Source organism: Vibrio sp. 10N.247.310.24 (assembly GCF_041467175.1).
Classification (GTDB): Bacteria; Pseudomonadota; Gammaproteobacteria; order Enterobacterales; family Vibrionaceae; genus Vibrio; species Vibrio tasmaniensis_A.
Window position 1 is genome coordinate 74,930 of record NZ_JBFSUD010000008.1, and the last position, 20,139, is coordinate 95,068.

The window sequence follows — 20,139 nt, forward strand, 5'->3', positions numbered from 1 at the left end:
TAGTTGTGATTCATATTCACGACTGATATCTACTCATCGATATGCTCATAAAAAAAGAGCTCCGAAGAGCTCTTTCGTGTTACCAGTTTCATCAAACATCAGTTTCAATAAACCAAAGCTTACTTATTATGGTTCTCTTGAAGTTTTTCCATAACCTGATCCAAGCTAAAGCTTGCTGCTTTTTGACGTGGTGGATATTCAGCAAAGGTTTCTAAGAACTTGCCAACATACGCTTGCGCAGGAACGAACATATAGGCATGGTCTAACAACCAGTCATAGTACGTATTCGATGTGATATCTGCGTTTTCGTATGGGTCCATTCGGAGGTTAAACAGCTTAGGAAGACGTAACGTTACAAACGGTTCTGCCCAAATTTGCATGGTACCCGTCGCACGCTGCTCCATGAACACCGCTTTCCATTGGTTGTAACGAAGTGCCGCAAGGTCACCGTCATCGGTAAAGTAGAAGATCTCCGAACGACGACCTTTCTCTTCTTCACCGGTTAGGTAAGGAAGGAAGTTGTAGCCATCTAGATGAACTTTAAACGTTTTATCACCCGCAGTATGACCTTTCAGTAGTTTCTCTTTGATCTGATCATCACCAGCAGCTGCAACGAAGGTTGGCATCCAGTCCATGTGGTGCATGATTTCATTTGAAACACTGCCCGGTTCAATCTTTCCTGGCCAACGAACCATTGCTGGTACACGGTATGCGCCTTCCCAGTTGGTGTTTTTCTCACCACGGAACGGCGTTGTACCGGCATCAGGCCAAGAGTTCATGTGTGGACCGTTATCCGTTGAGTAGAAAACGATGGTGTTGTCTTTGATGCCCAACTCATCCACTTGCTTCAATAGTTGTCCAACGTGTCGATCGTGCTCAACCATACCATCAGCGTAATTACTGATGCCGGTTACACCTTTGCTATCTGGCTGCACGTGCGTTCTAAAGTGCATTCTTGTTGCGTTCCACCAAACGAAGAATGGTTTGTCCGCTTTCACTGCGCGATCCATGAAATCAAGTGCCGCGTCTAGTGTTTCTTCATCGACCGTTTCCATACGCTTACGCGTTAGTGGGCCTGTATCTTCAATCTTGCCATCTGCGAATGATTTGATCACACCACGAGGGCCAAATTTCTTACGGAACTCTGGGTCAGTTGGGTAATCTTCATTCTCCGGTTCTTCTTCAGCATTCAGGTGGTAAAGGTTGCCAAAAAATTCGTCAAACCCGTGTGCTGTTGGAAGGAATTCATCTTTATCGCCAAGGTGGTTTTTACCAAATTGACCTGTCATGTACCCCATAGGTTTAAGCATTTCTGCAATCGTTGCATCCTCCGCTTGCAAACCAATGTCTGCTCCTGGAAGGCCAACTTTACTTAAACCCGTTCTAAGAACACTTTGACCCGTGATGAACGTTGAGCGACCTGCGGTACAAGACTGCTCCGCATAATAATCGGTAAACATCATCCCTTCTTTGGCGATGCTATCAATATTTGGAGTGCGGTAACCCATTAAGCCAAATGTGTACGCACTCACATTGGATTGACCAATGTCGTCCCCCCAAATGACCAATATATTTGGCTTTTCTGCTGCAAAAGTGGCGCTAGACGCGGCCATCATTGCTGTACCCAAAATCGCTAATCGACGTTTAGCGCCATACTTCGCTGTCATAGAAACCTCTTCGTAAGTTATTTGCATCCTGCCCTACAACGTATAGTTCATTTTTTGCGCATACGCGAGATTACCTAAGCTATTAATATTTTTGTCATTTTTATCGAGATATGGATACAGAAGTCATCGATATGGTTTACGGCAACAAACATGATAAGGATCACACATACAAACTAAGGGGCTGTTCTGGCAACACACTGGAACTGATATGAATCAATAAGTTAACTAGACATCATAACGATTGGTTATAAGCACTATAAAAGGACGGAACGGAATTTTGAGAATAACATTTGCTCATCGATGTGTTGTTCTAACGCATTAATCTTAAAAGTGAATCGGAGTCCTTATGGGTACTAAAATTAATAAACTAGCATTAGGTGTTGGCTTATTAGCAGCTTCTTCAGCGGCAATAGCAGCAGAAAAACCAAACATTCTTGCTATCTGGGGTGATGACATTGGTGTATTCAACATCAGTGCATACAACAACGGTATGATGGGTTACGAAACACCTAACATCGACCGTATTGCTAACGAAGGCGCACTATTTACTGACCACTACGGTCAACAATCGTGTACTGCTGGCCGTGCTGCATTCCTAACCGGCCAAGAACCTTTCCGTACAGGTCTACTGACTATCGGTATGCCGGGCTCTGACCATGGTATCCCTGATTGGGCTCCAACTATCGCAGACCTTCTTAAAGAACAGGGCTACATGACAGCTCAGTTCGGTAAAAACCACATGGGTGACCAAGATAAGCATCTTCCAACGAACCACGGTTTCGACCAGTTCTTTGGTAACCTTTATCACCTAAATGCGGAAGAAGAGCCAGAGACATACTACTACCCTAAAGATCCTGAGTTCCGTAAGAACTTTGGCCCTCGTGGTGTAATCAAGTCGACTTCTGACGGTAAGATTGAAGATACAGGCCCTATGACGCGTAAGCGTATGGAGCATGCGGATGAAGAGTTCCTAGAAGAATCTTTAGCATTCATGGAAAAAGCGGTGAAAGCTGACAAACCATTCTTCATCTGGCACAACACGACTCGCATGCACGTTTGGACTCGTCTACAAGAGAAGTATCAAGGTAAATCTGGTATCAGCATCTACGCTGATGGCATGTTAGAGCACGATGACCAAGTCGGTATCCTTCTAGACAAGCTTGATGAGCTTAAGATCGCAGACAACACCATCGTAATCTACTCTACCGATAACGGTGCAGAGACAGTATCTTGGCCTGATGGTGGTGCAACTTACTTCCACGGTGAGAAAGGTACAACTTACGAAGGTGGTATGCGTGTTCCTCAGCTAGTTCGCTGGCCTGGTACTATCAAGCCGGGAACTAAGATCAACGACATCATGGGTCACCAAGACTGGATCCCGACTCTACTAGCAGCCGCTGGTGATGATAAAGTGGTTGAGAAACTAGCGTCTGATAAAGGTGCGACTTACAACGGTAAAAACTGGCGTGTACACCTAGATGGTTACAACTTCCTACCTTACTTCCAAGGTAAAGAAGAGCAAGGCCCTCGTGATAGCATGCTTTACTTCTCTGCTAACGCTGAACTAAATGCGGTACGTTGGAATGACTTCAAAATTTCTTTCGCAGTAATGGACGGGAACATTGTTGATGCAGTTCGCTTCCAACCAAACTGGCCTCAAGTCGTTCATCTACGTGCTGACCCATTCGAAAAAGCACCACACGAATCGGGCATGTACCTACGCTGGATGGCAGATAACATGTGGCTATTCGTACCAGTAGGCGGCAAAGTACAAGAGTTCATGAACACGCTACCTGACTACCCAATGCAGCAAAGCCAAGTGTTGAACCCTGGTAACTTCAACCAAAATGCTTACATGCTTCAAGGTAAACTTAAGCAATTAGAAGCGGCAGCAGCGCAAGCTAAATAATTAGCTAAAAGCTTAACCAACCCTAGGAAAGCGAAACAAAGCCGTGATAGCTCAAGTGCTACCACGGCTTTTCAGTATATCAACAATGAAAACTGTCCCACATAAGCCTTTAACAGACGAGTGACGAACAAGGTTATCCGCATACATTTACTCGCATAGCCTTGTAGCTCGCCTCGTTTATGACCGTTACGTTAAGATTACGCAAATTTTTTCAAATCCCACGGACATCACTTGAAATACAGAGATATGCGTGCGATTGTATTTTAACTCACCCTAACAACTGTATGATTATGAAGACAATCCAAAGCATTGCCCTACTCTCAGCTATCGTTGCTGCACCTTCAGTATTAGCTGACGTTGAAATCCAAGTTCCATCCAGTGTTGATATTCTAGCGGTTAACGAAGCTAAGCCTGACTTAGACGGCGGCTTATTCTCTTCTCATAAAACACTGACGGTACCAGATGGCCAAAACCAAATCGTATTCCAATATCAACTTGCATTTGATAAAGGTAACGATCGTGAATTCGTAGACAGCGATGCTGTTATCGCAACATTCGATGCGACTGATACCACACTGACTTTCGATCTGCCAAAATACCGCAACACAGCAGAAGCAAAATCTGGGTTTAAAAACTTAGAGTGGAGCCTTGTTGACGAGAACCAGAATGAAATCAGCGTTAAGCAAGACAAGCTAGTTAAAGACGGTATGCAAATTGGACGTAAATACCCTCAAGAAGCAAAAGAATACAACCAGCAAGGCGGCATTGCTGCACTAGCTATAGGTACAACAGCAGGCGCAACAGCGGCGGTTGTTCAACCTGTAACACTTCCAGCAAAAATTGATGGAAATGCGGCTAACACAGCTGAAGAAATGTTGTATTTTTGGTACGAAAAAGCCGATGCTGAAACGAAGCAGAAATTCAAAGATTACGTGAACAAGTAGATTCGATTACGAACAAGTCTATAAAATATCTCGTTCAAACCAAAGAAGCTGGCACACTGCCAGCTTCTTTGATTTCATCTAAATAGGACGTTATAGGTCTAACAATCAACGATAATCAGGTCTAATCCTCGACATCAACAACATATCAATGTATTTCCCGCCTTTGAATGTACTCAGCCTTTTAGTGCCTTCTAACTGAAAACCTACTCGTTCATACAAAGCAATGGCAGCGTTGTTATCGGCATGAACCTCTAGCTCCAGACGGACCAGATTAAGCCAATTATCAGCCTGATTAATCGCTTCTTTCATTAATGCCTTCCCAACCCCTTTGCCGTGTGCATCAGGGTGAATCGCAATCCCTAAGCCAGCACTATGTCGGTCTCTCACCTTAGTCGTCATGAATAAGGTAATGTGCCCAACGACTTTACCTGACACTTCTGCGACTAAAGTGAAATGGTCTGAATGACCAAACAATCGCTCCACTTGATCAGAGCTAAGGAAAGGTTTTTGTGAGGTATTTTCTGATACTGATGAATGACGATAAATATCAAAAATGTCTTGGTTGTCTGTGGTTTCAAGATGTCTAATTTGTATTTCCAAAGTGATTCCTTACTGTCTATTTCTATCCTTAAGCTAATTTTCATATTACGGATAGCAACGAGTAGCTACAACCGTAAGTGACAGAAATAATTGAATAATCGTCATAGCCCATAAATAACAAACTCAAATACTAAAAATGCACCATTGAAGGCCCTCACTCGCCTGTTCATAGAGTAAAGTTCGCTCTCGAAGCAAATAGCTCAAAGGTATAATAATACCAATCGTAGTAAATAACTGTTCACCCTAGCTTGTTAAAAATATCGATAACGTCGTTAGGTTTTTTGATTGTAGAATAACTATTTATTGAAAAGAGCAGCCTTGTTCTCAAGCTTTTTTCCTGCGCTATTTTTGATCACTTACTTACTGTGATTGGTATAAATTGATCCATCGCTTTGAGCCTTTCGTAATACCTGACGAAAATAACGGACAAACTCAAAGGATTCCAACATGATTAATAAAATTAGCAAGTCTCTATCTCTTCTTGTCGCTGCACTTTTTTTTAGTGCATTCGCTAACGCCAATCATCATGAGATGAAAAAAGATATCGTCGATGTCGCAGTAGGAAATGGCTCTTTCAATACACTTGTAGCTGCTGTTAAAGCGGGTGGACTTGTAGATACTTTGAAAGGAGAAGGACCTTTTACCGTTTTCGCTCCGACCGATGAAGCATTTGCCAAGCTGCCAGATGGTACTGTCGATATGCTTTTGAAACCGGAAAACAAAGACAAATTAGTCGCAGTGCTAACTTATCATGTAGTCGCAGGGAAAGTGATGGCGGCAGACGTTATGAAAATAGACAAAGCGACAACAATCCAAGGTCAAAACGTGATGATAAGCGTAAGCGATGGCACGGTTATGGTTAACAATGCAAAAGTGATTGCGGCTGATGTGGAAGCAAGCAATGGTGTAATCCACGTAATCGATACGGTCTTGCTCCCGAAATAATCAAATAGAAAGAAAGTCTCAGGCAAACCAAACTCTTTGAGGGTGTGACAATTCACACCCTTTTTAACCTACTGGGCTAAGCGTTGAGCATATCCAATTTTACCTACACTAGACATAACGTTAATGGCTACTTAGTGGTTTTCTCCATCACGTAATTAGTCAGCTTAACGCCACGTATTTCGACTTCCTGTTCATTCACTAACTTAAAGCCAAGGTGCTCATAGAAAGGCATAGCGGTAATACTCACCTCAGAGAAGTATCTCGATACACCACGAAATCGACCAATCTCGAATACATGCTCCATCAAAGCTCGCCCTACACCTTTACCTTGATATTCATGATGACAAAAGAAGTGGTCAATCAACCCATTTGGTTGCAGGTCAGTATAGCCAACAATGTGGCCATCCAACTCCGCAACAAAAGGTTGGATACGATGCAGACACTTTTCCCACACCTCGGAGTCAAAGTCACTTGGAGCCCAAGCCTCAACTTGTTCTTGAGAATAGTCTCGAACGTTAATATTTCGAACAGTATGGAAATAGATCTCCCATAATGCTTTGGCATCACTAACTTGGTAATTTCGAATTCTAACCACGACACAGTCCTTTCATGTATTGCTGATTGCCTATTCACTACTTGATAGCAATACTAACGATAAAACACAGCTAGCCAAATAGTCACAACGTCTCTATCCGTACCTACAACCTTGTGCTTCTCTCTCGCGGCAATATTGATGTAATCCCCTTTAGACAAGGTAACGACACGTCCGTCTTCGAACTCAATAACACCTTGCCCCTCTAGCACCATAACCCATTCGTTTTCATTTTGGTCATACCAACCTTGTTCTGGAGAACGGTGCCCATGAGATATTATTCTTTCAATCCGCACATTCTCAGTAGTAATGATGTCGTTGAAGATTTCGTCGGGTATTGACGAAGGCACATCCGAGTAGATATTTGACATCGCTCTCTCCTAATCCTTGTTAGATGAATATGGTGCAGTGCTTTATCGTTTTATCTAAAGCTTAGCTTCCTGAGCGCCTGAGCTATAAGCTATAAGCTATAAGCTATAAGCTATAAGCTATAAGCTATAAGCTATAAGCCACAGCACTTTTTCTGAAATAGAAACGATAATAGCCAACCAAGTTACTGCAGATAAATAGCGCTTCCATCAGTACAGCAGTTGGAGAACCAACTAAGTAATTATGAACCAACCAAAAGCTAGTTCCGATGATCATCAACTCTCTTAATCGACGGTCATCTTTATTGAAGGCTGCAAAGGTTTGAAATACGGAAGCAAAGCAACTCAATATGCTAGTGAGCCCCGAGTAAGTCACAACCGTTGCGACTACTGACATGGAACTGAACAAATATTTAAATTTGGGTGACGTAGAAAACACGCTCGTCAAATATCGAATGGTCGCGATGATCATCAAACTTGCCGCCGTCCATTGTTCGAGCAAAATGAAATGACTAGAAATAAGAACGCCTGCAAAAAACAAGCATGTGACGATTTTCTTCCTCTCTTTAAATTGAAAAGACAGAAGATCGAAACAAATAGCAATTGCGACTAATACCTGAGAAAGATAAAAAGCTGACACGATTATTCCTTAAGTAGTGACCTAGCAGATTTAAATTATGACGTTGCTGTTTTATGAATGATATTGAAGTTTAGACTTTTAAAGTACCACTGATTACGGTGGTTGCAGACCCCATCAGTTTTATACGACCATTCGGTAATAGCTCTGTCGATACATACCCACCGCGGCGCGACGCTTGGTAAGCATTGAAATGCGCTTTGTTTAGTTTCTCGGACCAGTATTGTGTGAGAGCGCAATGCGCTGAACCCGTAACGGGATCTTCGTTAACACCCACCCACGGCGCAAAATAGCGCGAAACAAAATCAAGCTCAGAGTTCGACAACAATGCTGTCACAACAACGCCTCGACCTTTAATACGCTTTAGAGCATCAAAGTTTGGTGATAAATCTAATAAAACTTGTTCGCTGACAACCTCAATAAACTGCTTGGTATCGAACTCACTGTATGACACGACTTGGGCTTCACACAGCCCTAAATATTCAAGCAAATCTTTATTAGTATCCAATCCAAGATCAAGCACAGTACTTGGGAAGTCAAGCTCGATTGTGGAGTCACAAACTGTGGCAGATAGCTCTCCTGAAAGCGTATCAAACGTCACAACCTCACCCACATTGACTAACCCTCTTTCCTTCATCACATGCGCTGTTGCCAACGTACCGTGACCGCATAATTTGACTTCAACTTCTGGTGTGAACCATTTCAACGTCATCGTATTGAGGGCTAAGAATGCCGTTTCTGATACTGCCATCTCTTCAGCAATCGAATACATCAACGACTCTTCTAAAGGTTCTTGTGAAATACAAACCCCTGCAGGGTTTCCTTTAAAAGCTTGAGTTGTGAACGAATCCACTTGATATATCTCTAAATTCACAATGGCTCCTAGCGCTGATATTGAATAGACATTGCAGCCTACAATAAGCACAAACACCCCGTGCTACAAGTGTTCAACAGCAACATTATTAATACTTATTTAAGAACTAAGGAATGATAAACAAGCAGTTATGAAAAGAATTGGTGGATTAACCTGAGGGTTTAACATCGGGCAGATAAGAGATAAAACGTATCAGCCCTGGTAGGAAACAAGCACACATTCGCGGCACATAGGCATTGTATCGTGCCACAAACGTGAGGTTACTCAGCAATGGTAACTTTATTGAATCTACTGACGTACCAGAGCAGATTTCACAATGGTCAAGCCAAGCAGACCCAACATAACTCCTGTCACTTTATCAATATAGTAAGCAACACGTGTAAACTCTCGTCGAACTTTAGGTGCAGATAAAAGGAAGATAATCGCGGCATCCCACACAAACACAACCACTGTCATCCAAATGCCTAACCCTAATTTAAACATGAAACCCACCTCATTATTCAGTACAACCGTGAATAAGCTCAAATAGAACAAAAGGTTTTTAGGATTAAGGATTCCCGATAGAAAACCCGTAACAAATTCTTTAAGAAAAGTGGTTTGAATGGAGACACCTTCTTCGACAACATCGATATTACTGTAATTACATTTTTTCGCTCTTATCGCTTGAACTGCAAGGTACACCAGAAACAAACCGCCAATAATTTTTAAAGCGATCATCACTGAAACCGAAGCTGCCAAAATAGAACCGACCCCAATAAGACACAAACCAATATAGACTGCATTGGCACTGGCAATACCGAATGCAACGCCGAGTGCTTTTCTACCCTTATTTTTAACAGCACTCTTTACCACAATCACAAAATCTGGTCCGGGGCTCAATAGCGCCAAAAAGTGAGCAATCGCCACGGTAACAAAAATCCCAACTAAACCTGCATCCATAAACCAACCTCCTGTCGTTCAATTAATGCCCTACTATTGCATAACTAACGAAAAAAATGCTCAAGTAGATGAATATATATTTACTAATGACCTAATAATCAAACAAATCCCGTGTTTTCGTCGTGCCAAATCGGAAGTAGATGAGTCATTCGTGCACTTCTTCAGGCGTTCGTCGGTCAAAGGTTGATATCCCCTTGATTTAACATAATGATTTTGTGCTCAAAGCTTACTTTTAGTTCCAATTAGGTCATAGGATTTTCACACCTAGATGCATTGCGTTAGGTTGAACTGAAATTAGAGACCTAAATTTGAGCTATGTCGCAAAATTTGGGCTACGATTTAGTTAAGCAAAGTAGGAAAGGAATCCGTCAGTGAAAGCATTTTATGTTTCAGTTCTTGCGTCATCATCCTTTTTAACTGGCACAGCGTTTAGCCAACAAAATGATATTTATCTCTACAATTGGGATGAATTTCTATCCAATAGTGTCGTGACCCAACTAAGTGACACGTACGGCATTTCTTTGAAACAGCAGTTTTTTTCTGATGAGTCGATCAGAGATGAAGTGCTATTAAGCGAACGTCGTGGCGCATTTGAGCTAGTCATTATAGAAAGTGTAAAGCTCAATGCGTTAGCCAAGCAGAACCTGTTTCATAATCTCAGTGAGTTACAACAATCCATTGCTGGTAACATAGATTCACGGTGGGTTGAAGGATGTGGCGAGTATGGCATTCCCTACGCTTGGGGGACTGCGGGAATCTTATATCGCAGTGACAAACTAAACGCTCCCACCTCTTGGAACGCTATTCTCGAACCAGACACGAACAGCAGTGGCCGCATAAGTATGTATTACGAACCTACGGATTTGGTGAGTACTGCACTGTTAGCAAATCAATTTGATCCATTCACCAATAATGAGCAGGAACTTCGCGTTGCCTATAAAACCCTGCAAGCTCAAAAGCCACACCTAGAAAGCAACGAATACGTCATCGACTATATTCGCCAACCCGAACGTCTTGCTAACATCGACCTTGCCTACGGTTATTCTGGTGACAGTTATGTACTCAATGATTTGGAGCCTGATGCCTCTTGGGTTTACATCGTACCTCAAGAAGGCACAACGTTATGGTTAGAGTGCATTGCTGCGATTAATAACGGAGAGTTGTCTGCACAAGCAACAACGATTCTATCATTCTTGTCGCAACCCGAGATCGCCGCTCAAAACGCAATGGATTCATGGTTTGCAACTCCAAGCTCAAAAGCAAAAGCCTTAACAACGCAAGAATACCAAAATGATCCGGAGCTTTTCCCTAGCAAAGAGGTTTTAGAACGCAGCTATCTGTATCAGCAACTCGAACCCAATAGCATTCAAATTCGTAACCGCATTGTCGACAGTTTGAGATAATTAATGCCAGTATTAAAGAAGCTCTACTTTGTGCTCATTCCTACTTTATTGTTCGTATTTGCAATAGGCGGAATGGTTACTTACCACTTAGCCTCTAACCACGCGAAACACATGTACTTAGACGAAGTACAATCTGATGTGAACACCGCGCTCGTGGCGGCTGAATACGAGCAACTTGGTCTATCTTTGCTTGTAAAAGATATAGGTTCATCGCTACAGTTCTTGCGATATATTCAAAACCCTAGTGACTACACAACCTTGTCCCTGCTGGAAAAAAGAGTGCTTCGTGTCTTAAACCAAAGTCACGTTAATCAATTTGGTCAACGTAACATCTATATCGTTGATCCTAAGTTTCAGTTAACGCTATCTACGTTACGAGCAGACCCTTTCGAAGGGTTAAAGATCCCCGATAACATCTATGAAAAAATCTTCGATATCTATACCTCGTTAATCAATAAAAACGAGCTGTCTCATAAAGGCTTCTCATATATCTCTGTGAGTGGTGAACTTAGATACGCTTACGTTATTGCAATCGACCCTTACTTGCTCCCACAAGACAAACGTGCAAACGACAGCCTAAATCGATACATACTAATTGCAGATGGTCCATTAAAACAACTATCCAACTTACTAATAAAATACAACGATGATGACAATATGCAGCTTCTGATTGAGCCATCATCGAATACTGCACACATAGAGAATACGCAGTTTGTTATCAAATCGTTTGAACAAACCAAAGACAGAATCAAAGTTGAGATGAACAGCCGTCACTTCCTCGCTCAAGTTAATATTCGCGAAAAAAAATTCAATCAGGAAAAATCTATCATTGCTAAGCAGACCTTACTTGGCAGTTTGACGACACTATTCATTATTATGCTCATCGTACACATGGTGGTGCGCTACCAATTAGTACGTCCACTCAGAGAGCTACTACACGAGATATCGATTGGCGGACTTAAACTGAGGTATTTCAAGCGTTCATCCGGGCACAGTGAAATTGATGGTTTGAAGAACGCTTACATTGATTCACTCACGGAATTAAAGTTCGAAGCTGAATTTGATCAATTAACTAAATTAGCCAACCGACGCTCGTTCATCCGACACCTCGATGTGCGTCTAAAAAGCTCGATAAGCCCTCATTGCTATCTGGTTTGCTGGGACATTATCGATTTCCGTAAAATCAATGACTTATATGGTGCAAAAGTAGGTGACAATGTACTCGTTAGTCTGGCCAAAACACTAAGAGAAACCCTGCAGAATCAACAATCCTCTTTCGGCTTCAGTTGCAGCGACTATTCAGTTGCAAGGCTAGGAGGAAACCAATTCATTGCCATATTGGAAATGGGTGAGCACCAATCAATAAACGAAGAAATTGAGAACATTAACAACACCCTAACAGGCACGACTTTCCTTGATTACTATGGTTTCAGGCTTTCAATTGCAACAGGTGTACTACCCGTCGATACCCCTAAGTTCGAGGAGATATGGCACCGATGCATCGATGAGATGCTGATTAATGCCAAAGCGCACAGTGATGGAGAAAGCCGAATCGTTTACGGCGAAGAACTACTTCATTCACTAGAAAGACATGACGTTATCGAAAAAAGGCTATTGGAGTGTTGTGAAAGCGACAACTTTGAACTTCGCTTTATGCCTATTTTCAATGCTAAGACACTTCAGATTGACGGAGCAGAATGTCTGATTCGCTGCCCTGCTCTATTTGATATAAAGGCTGGCCCGGATGAGTTTATTCCGGTCGCCGAAAGAAGTAACTTGATATCCAAACTCGACATGTGGGTCATTAGTACCGCAATAAAAAGCTATAAAGAGCTCTCTGAAATTCACAAGTACACAGGTAGCTTATCAATAAATATATCAGCAATGGAACTTTACAATCGTAACTTTGCAGACAATATTCGAAAGGTAATCGAGCGTTATCAAGTACCACCAGCCAACATCATTATAGAAATTACCGAAACCAGTTACGTTAAAAGCAGTAAACTTACAGTGCAGACTATCGAAAGTATCAGGAGCTTAGGTTTAAAAGTGTCTCTTGACGATTTCGGTACTGGCTATACAGCTTTTAACCAACTTCTTCACTACCCTGTCGATGAGCTTAAAATTGATAAAAGCTTTATCGATAATATCGTCGACGACAAAGCTGACCGAAAGATGGTCGAATCCATGGTTAACTTAGGACACTCTTGTGACACCTTCGTTGTTGGCGAAGGTGTCGAGTCTCTCGAACAATATCATCACCTTAAAAAAGCCGACTGCGACTTAATACAGGGTTATTTTTTCAGCCAACCACTCACTTACATTGAGTTCATTGAATTTGTTCGTGACCACAATCCGCAAACTATTCTGGATCAGCAAGCCCTTTTAGAACCAAGCTCTAACGAAAGGATTGTGGCACTTAATCAGAAACAGTAGTCGTATCTTGAAAGCATGACTAGTTAATAACCACGACCAAACCTTTTAGATGCTTAGCCTTGCATCGAGGTCAACAGCTCCATCATGTCTTTAGAGCTTATGTTCTTCTTGTGCCTCACTACGGCGTCAATCATCAATTCTAAGTTACCTGCAGAGATGTAATCACTAAGGACGTCGTTAAACTTGTCCTGAATTTCATCACTCGCGTACAAATGATCAGGAATGAAGAATAAGAACTGGCTTCCACTGCTACGGAATGAAATGGTGCTTTCAGGGATCTTGGTGGTCAAAGACTTAGCAGCCGAGCTCACCACAAGGTCCCCATATTCAAGGCCATATTTTTGATTAATCTCGGTAAGATTTCTGATTCGGACAAAATAGAGATCAAAGTTTTTGTCCTTCGAGTAGCTATTCTTAACAAATTTCATCAACGAAATTCGATTGCGAAACCCTGTAATAAAATCCGTAGAGTAGAGCTTTCTTTTAATAGAAAAATCCATATAAAAAATAATCCCAGTCAATAACAAGATGCCAACAAGAAAAACGCTACTGATCCGATGAACGGTAACCAAGTTATCAACCATTGAGGTGTTTTCTTCAATCACAGGGCTTTGTAATCGAAACTTGTCATTAATAAAATCGACGAGTGTGTGGTAGCAAATATCGACTTTTTTCTGCAGAGATTCCTTGGGCAACAACCCTTGACTGACCAGTTTAATTGAGGATTCCAAGCTCTTAAATTTGTCAAATTCCGCACTAAAATAAGGTTTAAAGTTTGCTGACTTGATGAAATTGGAAGACTCAGTGCTGTTAATCAATATGTCAAAACGGCTCCACGTAATATCGTACGCTAACCATAACTCATCATAATCAATGGTTTCAGAACGGCTTACCATCAAGAAATTAGCGTATTCTTTCACCAATTGAAAGACGAACCACGTTGCCTCATTTTGTCGTGTAGAAAAACTCTTATTAATATCGTTAATGCGGGTAACACTGTAGATATTAACGGTGAGCACCACTGCCGCTAAAGATAACACGACGACTTTAATGGCAGTCAATGACAACAGCTTTTTCATACGAAGTCCTTACAAATGAATATCGCGTATCTGCCAGATCATCTTGGCATGGAAGTCTGTATTATCTATATCTGGAGTCGAAGAAAGTGGATATATCAACCAGTACGGCCCTTTTTCTCTGACTGACATAAATTGGCCATTTTGTTTAATTGCAATGATCGACTGGTAATCGTCAAAGTCTTCTTTGGGCACCGCTATTTTATAGTCGTTTAGTGCAACAAAGGTCACTTGCGAAGCCATGGGTAAGTCCTTTGTTTCAAGCACCGTTTGTAAGGCCACACCGCTATAAACCACTTCCCCATCCAGCCAAGGTAATGAGGTGGTAATTTCTTTTTGAGGGAGCAATAGCAGTTGTTCTCGACTGAATTGATGCTTTTGCCCTAGGTGATCGAATATTGTGAGTTCGGATGCTGCAAAAATAGAAAATGAACAAAGTGAAAGTATAAACAGAAGTGCAGCTCTCATTTTAAACTCCATTCTAAAAAGGTCACTAAATTGAGTCTAGTTCATATTGGTCATTTGACTTGCTTAGACATTGCCTATTTTCTCAATAATGCAGTTCGACTCTTTCTGAGATAACGTTTCATTCCTGTAACCCGATGCGAACAACACCTTCCCTCCTCTAAATAAGACTTTAATTAGCGTTCATACCAGTAATCCCGGCTTTTTAAAGGCAATGAGTAATCCAATCCAGCCACTGAATACGTACTGACCATCAAAATTAACAATAAATATGAGTCAGTAAGTAGCAAGAATGCTTGTTGCTGCATAACCTTTAATCGAACGTAAGCAGCTTTGAGAGCCTAGTTTTCTGATATCTGTCACTTCTATTCCACCAGCAGGTATCGTGTGTCGCTCTTAAAAAGCTTACTCATTTCATAATCAAGGGAATCGAGAATGAGTTTGAATATAAAAAAATTTAACCCCATGACGACACTTTCAACCCTAGTAATGACGTTGGTCATGTTTCCTGTTTCTGCTGACGTTAATCAAGAACAATTCGAGTTAGGTAAGCAGAAAGCAAAGGTGTGCATGACCTGCCATGGCGTTGATGGCATCTCAACGCAAGACCCCTACCCGAACCTTCGCGGTCAAAAGGTGGGATATCTCATTTCCTCGTTAAAAGACTATCAGACAAGGGAAAGAACCAGTGGTTTGGCAATTCTCATGCAGCAACAAGCCGACACACTTTCAGACCAAGACATCCGCGATATTTCCTATTTCTATTCAATGCTCGGCAACGATTCAAACTCACTCAACGAATCAAATTCAGTCAGCGAATAAAAGCTTTAGGCAAGGAGCCTTGTTATGGAACAAGTGACACCGCAATACAACATTAAGGTCGTTAAGTACTTCATCATCGCGTCTTTAGTGTGGGCAATCGTAGGTATGATCATCGGGGTGATTCTCGCCGCGCAATTGTATTGGCCAGTCTTAAACTTCGATTCTCAATATTTCCAGTTTGGTCGACTGCGCCCGCTACATACATCTGGGGTGATTTACGGGTTCGTCGTGAACATCTTGATGGGGACATCTTTGTACATTGCCCAGCGAACAGGCCATTGTGAGTTGTTCAATAAAAGCCTTTCATGGATGGTATTTTGGGGATGGCAATTTATTCTATTGCTTGCGGTCATTTCCTTACCCGCAGGCCACACCAGCTCAAAAGAGTATGCGGAGCTTGAGTGGCCAATCGACTTGATGATTGTGTTGGTTTGGGTGCTGTATGCGGTGTTGTTCTTTGGCACCCTTGCTAAACGAAAGGTCAGCCATATCTTCGTGGCTAACTGGTTCTTTGCTGCTTTCATCATCGTCGTTGCAATGATTTTCATCGTGAACAACCTCGCGATGCCTGTGTTGGCGATGAAGTCCTACTCTGTGTTTGCAGGCGCTCAAGATGCGATTGTTCAATGGTGGTGGGGACATAATGCCGTCGGCTTCTTGCTGACCGCTGGTGTGATTGGTATGAACTACTATTTCATACCTAAAGCGGCGGATCGACCTATCTACTCGTACCGTTTGTCTGTGATCCATTTTTGGGGCTTGGTCGGCTTTTACACGTGGGCCGGAACGCACCATTTGGTTTACTCTTCCGTTCCTATCTGGATTCAGAACATCGGCATCGTAATGTCTTTGATCCTGTGGCTCCCTTCTTGGGCTGGTGCGTTCAATAGCGCAATGACCCTTCTACAAAACAAAGAAAAGCTGAAGTCCGACTACATTCTTTTATTCTTTTTCTCAGCAATTCTTTACTACTGCTTGGCGACATTCGAAGGTCCCCTACTCGCTATTCGCTGGTTCAACATGGTGGCACACAACACCGAATGGATCATCGGTCACGTACATTCCGCAGCTCTTGGATGGGTTGGAATGTCAGGGATAGCGGTTTTTTACTATTTCATTCCACGCTTATGGGGCCAAACCGATCTTTGGTCACGACGACTGATTAAGTGGCACTTTTGGCTCGCTCATGCTGGCGTCGCCATCTATGCGATAGCACTTTGGATCGCAGGCATCGGTGAGGGTTATATGTGGCTCGCTCAAAATGAAAATGGCGAACTGATTTACAGTTTTGTTGAGGCTATGGACTTTAAAGCACCTTGGCTATTCATGCGTTTCTTTGGTGGCGCGCTGTTTGTACTTGGACTGTTTTTAATGGCATTCAACTTGTACAAAACGGTTCGTATGCCAGTAGTACACGACGCTAAACATACCGTTAATGAGGGGGCTTAAATGATGAGTAAAGACTTTACACATTCAATCGTCATTTTAATTTTGACCACCGTTGTCGTTGCCTCCTTCTCTTTGTTGGTTTGGGTAGTGCCAAGCATTGTCCGCGGAGACGATATTGCCAAAGGCAGTTTAGCAATGCCACTCACACCGATTGAGTTGGCAGGGCGAGACATCTACATCAGTGAAGGTTGCCATGTGTGTCACACCCAAATGGTTCGCCCTCTAGAGCCAGAAGTGAAACGTAATGGTCGCCCGAATAAAGAAGCCGACGATATTTACGAATTTCCTAACTTGTGGGGTTCTAAACGTACCGGCCCTGACCTCACTAACTTAGGTAGAAAGTATTCTGACCAGTGGCATGTTATTCACCTAACTGATCCTAGAAAAGTCGTTCCTACATCGATCATGCCCTCTTACCCGTGGCTGTTTGAGCAGACGCTTACTGGCGATGATATCAGCGCCAAAATGGAGGTTTTACGTACCTTAGGTGTGCCTTATACCGATCAAGAAATTGGTGATGCCAGATTGCAAGTAAGAGGCAAAACCAAAGGTGAAGCGCTGATTCGCTATTTACAAAGCCTGGGTAAAGATACGTCACAGGAGGTATCACAATGAGCACATTCTGGAATCTATGGGCGGTACTCTTAACCTTAATATTCTTTATTCTGATGGTGTCTGTTGTCGTTAAATACTGGCGTAGCAATCACAAGGCCGATCACGACCACACCATTGGCACCTTTGATGGTATTGAAGAGAAAGATGCGCCTCCACCTAAGCTGTTGTTTGTAAGCTATGCGGTCGCATTTCTTTTGTCTGCTGGTTATTTGGTGCTCTACCCCGGGCTTGGCGAATGGGAAGGGTTAGTCGATTGGAAGCAAAGTGACGACAAACTCAGCTCACCCAGCACAACGTTAAACGAGCAATTCTCTCAAACAACGGAAACCACCCTCGAAGGATTGTCTGGCATACCCGAAATAGTAAACAGCGGACAAATCTTGTTCCAAACTCACTGCGCGGCTTGTCACCGCGACAACGCTCAAGGTCAGAAACACTTCCCTAACCTTATTGACCAAGAATGGCTATATGGTGGTAGTGATGAAGCGATCATTCATTCGATCGCCAAAGGGCGAAATGGCGCGATGCCGGGTTGGAGCGAGATAATGCGCCCCGATGAAGTGGCTAAGGTTTCTTACTACTTAGCTTCGCTCAATCAACGCCATACCGATGTTCCAGAAGTAAAAGTTAAAGTCGGCAAAGAGCTGTTTGCAAAATATTGTTCATCTTGTCACGCCGATGGTTCTATCGCGAATCCGGCGATCGGCGTCCCTGATCTTTCCGACGATATTTGGCTGCATGGCGGCAGTATTGAAGAAATTCAGCACACTATCAACAAAGGCTTGAACAACCTGATGCCTGCATTTGATAAACAGCTTACGGAAAACGAGATACTCGCACTGGGTGCTTACATTCGACATGCGGGCTCAGAGCAGCAGCAAAGACTCGCGAACATAGAAGCTCAGTCTGTTGAACGTGGTGAATACCTCGCTTATGCCGGTGACTGTGTCGCGTGTCATAGTGCCGAAGGTGGCGAACCTTTTGCTGGCGGCCTGCCGTTTGTGACCCCTTTCGGCACCGTATATTCAACCAATATTACACCCCATACAACGGAAGGTATTGGTACTTACGATTTTGATAATTTCCGAGCCGCGTTAGTTGCAGGCAAAGGTAAGAATGGTTACCTGTACCCTGCAATGCCTTACACCTCTTATCAATACCTCACCGACCAAGACATGCTCGACTTGTGGGAATACATGCAGTCAATCACCGCGGTGCCTCGCCGCAATGACGACAACAGCATGATGTTTCCCTCGAATATACGTCTAGGTCTGCTCGGGTGGAACATTGTGTTCATGGATACCGACCCGATTGACTATCAAGTGCCTGAAGAACTTAAATCGGAAGTCGAAAACGTTGAGAAATGGCAACAAGGGAAATATTGGGTGGCTGGTCTTGGACACTGCTCTGAGTGCCATACCCCTCGAAACATTGCTCAAGCTCTGATACCCGAACGTATTTTCCAAGGTAACTTGATTGACGGTTGGAATGCGCCCGATATCACGGCCAACGAGCTGTATGTCGATGGTTGGGATGAAGCGACACTGACCGATTTCTTACACACGGGTCACTCAGACAAAGGGACTGCTTTTGCGGGCATGGCAGACGTAGTAAAAAACAGCCTAAGCTTGATGACGCGTGAAGATATCGAGTCGATGTCCTATTACCTACTCAGTGGTGACATCAACAACACCATCAGCAGTGACGCCGTTCCGTTGCAGCCCAAAGGGTTTGATGAAGACTCTTACGCGACTGACATTTACACCACGTATCGCCAGACATGTGGAGCCTGTCATGGTGACGATGGTAAGGGACGTGACCCTATCGCCCCTACTCTGTTGAATAACGGCATAATCATGCACAGCGATCCATTCAACACCATCGCGGTAACCGTCCGTGGACTACAACCCACCTATCTCGACAAAGACAGAAACTTCATGCCAATGGCAAGCTTTGAAGATGTGCTGTCGGATCAAAGGTTAGCTGAGTTGATCACCTTCGTGCGATTGCACCTTGGAGATAGAGAGGAACCAGTAACGGCAGAACACGTTCGAGAGGTAAGAGAAACTCTTGAAGCTGCAGGTTACGCTGGAGGGTTACACACCACACCTGAAATGTACGAAAGTCGAGATAAGAACATTAACATTCGCTAGGTTCTGTACGTATTCAATTTACTCGGTAAGCAGCCACAATACGTTACTTCTATCACGGCTTAATCAATTAAAAGGAGACCAGCGTGTCTCCTTTTAATTGTTATCAAACTGACACTCTCAACGATTGAGACCACAACACAATTATAACTAACTGATTACACAATTAAGCAGAGCTGCACATAATGCGATCAATCTCGCAGAACAAAGATGACACCAAGTGCATAATATGCAAAATTTTCTAAAGA

The 20,139-nt window shown here is 42.9% G+C and carries 18 protein-coding genes; 9 read left to right on the forward strand and 9 right to left on the reverse strand.

Features of this window, described 5'->3' with window-relative positions:
* Positions 1 to 119: 119 nt before the first annotated feature.
* Positions 120 to 1,667, reverse strand: coding sequence for an arylsulfatase (locus AB6E08_RS04215; protein ID WP_029222847.1), 1,548 nt, complete (start codon positions 1,665 to 1,667; stop codon positions 120 to 122).
* Positions 1,668 to 2,013: 346 nt separating this feature from the next.
* Between AB6E08_RS04215 and AB6E08_RS04220 the strand changes: the two genes are divergently transcribed.
* Both AB6E08_RS04220 and AB6E08_RS04225 read left to right on the forward strand, forming a co-directional pair.
* On the forward strand, positions 2,014 to 3,576 hold the full coding sequence (locus AB6E08_RS04220; protein ID WP_372065919.1) for an arylsulfatase: 1,563 nt from the start codon (positions 2,014 to 2,016) through the stop codon (positions 3,574 to 3,576).
* A gap of 290 nt (positions 3,577 to 3,866) precedes the next feature.
* Positions 3,867 to 4,520, forward strand: coding sequence for a DUF2057 family protein (locus tag AB6E08_RS04225; protein WP_135384274.1), 654 nt, complete (start codon positions 3,867 to 3,869; stop codon positions 4,518 to 4,520).
* A 105-nt stretch (positions 4,521 to 4,625) separates the two neighbouring features.
* Here the strand turns inward: AB6E08_RS04225 and AB6E08_RS04230 are convergent, their stop codons facing one another.
* Positions 4,626 to 5,120 (reverse strand): GNAT family N-acetyltransferase, encoded by a 495-nt coding sequence (locus tag AB6E08_RS04230; protein ID WP_009844954.1) that lies wholly within the window; start codon positions 5,118 to 5,120, stop codon positions 4,626 to 4,628.
* Between the two features lie 447 nt (positions 5,121 to 5,567).
* On the opposite strand from AB6E08_RS04230, the gene AB6E08_RS04235 reads away from it, so the two are divergent.
* Positions 5,568 to 6,065, forward strand: coding sequence for a fasciclin domain-containing protein (locus AB6E08_RS04235; protein WP_009844953.1), 498 nt, complete (start codon positions 5,568 to 5,570; stop codon positions 6,063 to 6,065).
* Between the two features lie 127 nt (positions 6,066 to 6,192).
* On the opposite strand, the gene AB6E08_RS04240 is transcribed toward AB6E08_RS04235, so the two are convergent.
* The 5 genes from AB6E08_RS04240 to AB6E08_RS04260 form a co-directional block, all read right to left on the reverse strand.
* The gene (locus AB6E08_RS04240) at positions 6,193 to 6,660 is read right to left on the reverse strand and encodes a GNAT family N-acetyltransferase (RefSeq protein WP_371694496.1); all 468 of its coding nucleotides are present in this window, start codon (positions 6,658 to 6,660) and stop codon (positions 6,193 to 6,195) included.
* A gap of 53 nt (positions 6,661 to 6,713) precedes the next feature.
* Positions 6,714 to 7,028: a cupin domain-containing protein gene (locus tag AB6E08_RS04245; RefSeq protein ID WP_371694497.1), complete on the reverse strand. Its 315-nt coding sequence runs from the start codon at positions 7,026 to 7,028 to the stop codon at positions 6,714 to 6,716.
* A gap of 124 nt (positions 7,029 to 7,152) precedes the next feature.
* Complete coding sequence (locus tag AB6E08_RS04250; RefSeq protein WP_372065924.1) at positions 7,153 to 7,665, reverse strand: YgjV family protein; 513 nt, start codon at positions 7,663 to 7,665, stop codon at positions 7,153 to 7,155.
* A 70-nt stretch (positions 7,666 to 7,735) separates the two neighbouring features.
* The gene (locus AB6E08_RS04255) at positions 7,736 to 8,536 is read right to left on the reverse strand and encodes a PhzF family phenazine biosynthesis protein (RefSeq protein ID WP_372065927.1); all 801 of its coding nucleotides are present in this window, start codon (positions 8,534 to 8,536) and stop codon (positions 7,736 to 7,738) included.
* A gap of 288 nt (positions 8,537 to 8,824) precedes the next feature.
* Complete coding sequence (locus tag AB6E08_RS04260) at positions 8,825 to 9,475, reverse strand: LysE family transporter (protein ID WP_009844948.1); 651 nt, start codon at positions 9,473 to 9,475, stop codon at positions 8,825 to 8,827.
* A 371-nt stretch (positions 9,476 to 9,846) separates the two neighbouring features.
* On the opposite strand from AB6E08_RS04260, the gene AB6E08_RS04265 reads away from it, so the two are divergent.
* Both AB6E08_RS04265 and AB6E08_RS04270 read left to right on the forward strand, forming a co-directional pair.
* The gene (locus AB6E08_RS04265) at positions 9,847 to 10,878 is read left to right on the forward strand and encodes a PotD/PotF family extracellular solute-binding protein (protein ID WP_135381852.1); all 1,032 of its coding nucleotides are present in this window, start codon (positions 9,847 to 9,849) and stop codon (positions 10,876 to 10,878) included.
* 3 nt (positions 10,879 to 10,881) lie between these two features.
* Positions 10,882 to 13,314 carry a putative bifunctional diguanylate cyclase/phosphodiesterase gene (locus AB6E08_RS04270; RefSeq protein WP_372065931.1) on the forward strand — a complete coding sequence of 811 codons (2,433 nt, stop codon included), beginning with the start codon at positions 10,882 to 10,884 and terminating at the stop codon, positions 13,312 to 13,314.
* A gap of 53 nt (positions 13,315 to 13,367) precedes the next feature.
* On the opposite strand, the gene AB6E08_RS04275 is transcribed toward AB6E08_RS04270, so the two are convergent.
* Together AB6E08_RS04275 and AB6E08_RS04280 are read right to left on the reverse strand one after the other, a co-directional pair.
* On the reverse strand, positions 13,368 to 14,393 hold the full coding sequence (locus AB6E08_RS04275) for a diguanylate cyclase domain-containing protein (RefSeq protein ID WP_372065934.1): 1,026 nt from the start codon (positions 14,391 to 14,393) through the stop codon (positions 13,368 to 13,370).
* Between the two features lie 9 nt (positions 14,394 to 14,402).
* Positions 14,403 to 14,870, reverse strand: a complete 468-nt coding sequence (locus tag AB6E08_RS04280) for a hypothetical protein (RefSeq protein ID WP_372065937.1) — start codon at positions 14,868 to 14,870, stop codon at positions 14,403 to 14,405.
* A gap of 420 nt (positions 14,871 to 15,290) precedes the next feature.
* Between AB6E08_RS04280 and AB6E08_RS04285 the strand changes: the two genes are divergently transcribed.
* The 4 genes from AB6E08_RS04285 to AB6E08_RS04300 are packed head-to-tail and all read left to right on the forward strand — an operon-like array spanning position 15,291 to position 19,894.
* Positions 15,291 to 15,677: a cytochrome c gene (locus AB6E08_RS04285; protein ID WP_004730436.1), complete on the forward strand. Its 387-nt coding sequence runs from the start codon at positions 15,291 to 15,293 to the stop codon at positions 15,675 to 15,677.
* A 24-nt stretch (positions 15,678 to 15,701) separates the two neighbouring features.
* Positions 15,702 to 17,126 carry a cytochrome-c oxidase, cbb3-type subunit I gene (gene ccoN, locus AB6E08_RS04290; protein WP_017089926.1) on the forward strand — a complete coding sequence of 475 codons (1,425 nt, stop codon included), beginning with the start codon at positions 15,702 to 15,704 and terminating at the stop codon, positions 17,124 to 17,126.
* A complete protein-coding gene (locus AB6E08_RS04295) occupies positions 17,127 to 17,741 on the forward strand; it encodes a cbb3-type cytochrome c oxidase subunit II (protein WP_004730430.1) in 615 nt (204 codons plus the stop codon). It abuts the gene before it with no gap.
* Positions 17,738 to 19,894 carry a c-type cytochrome gene (locus tag AB6E08_RS04300; RefSeq protein ID WP_372065942.1) on the forward strand — a complete coding sequence of 719 codons (2,157 nt, stop codon included), beginning with the start codon at positions 17,738 to 17,740 and terminating at the stop codon, positions 19,892 to 19,894. The genes AB6E08_RS04295 and AB6E08_RS04300 overlap by 4 nt, the downstream gene beginning before the upstream one ends.
* Positions 19,895 to 20,139: the final 245 nt, after the last annotated feature.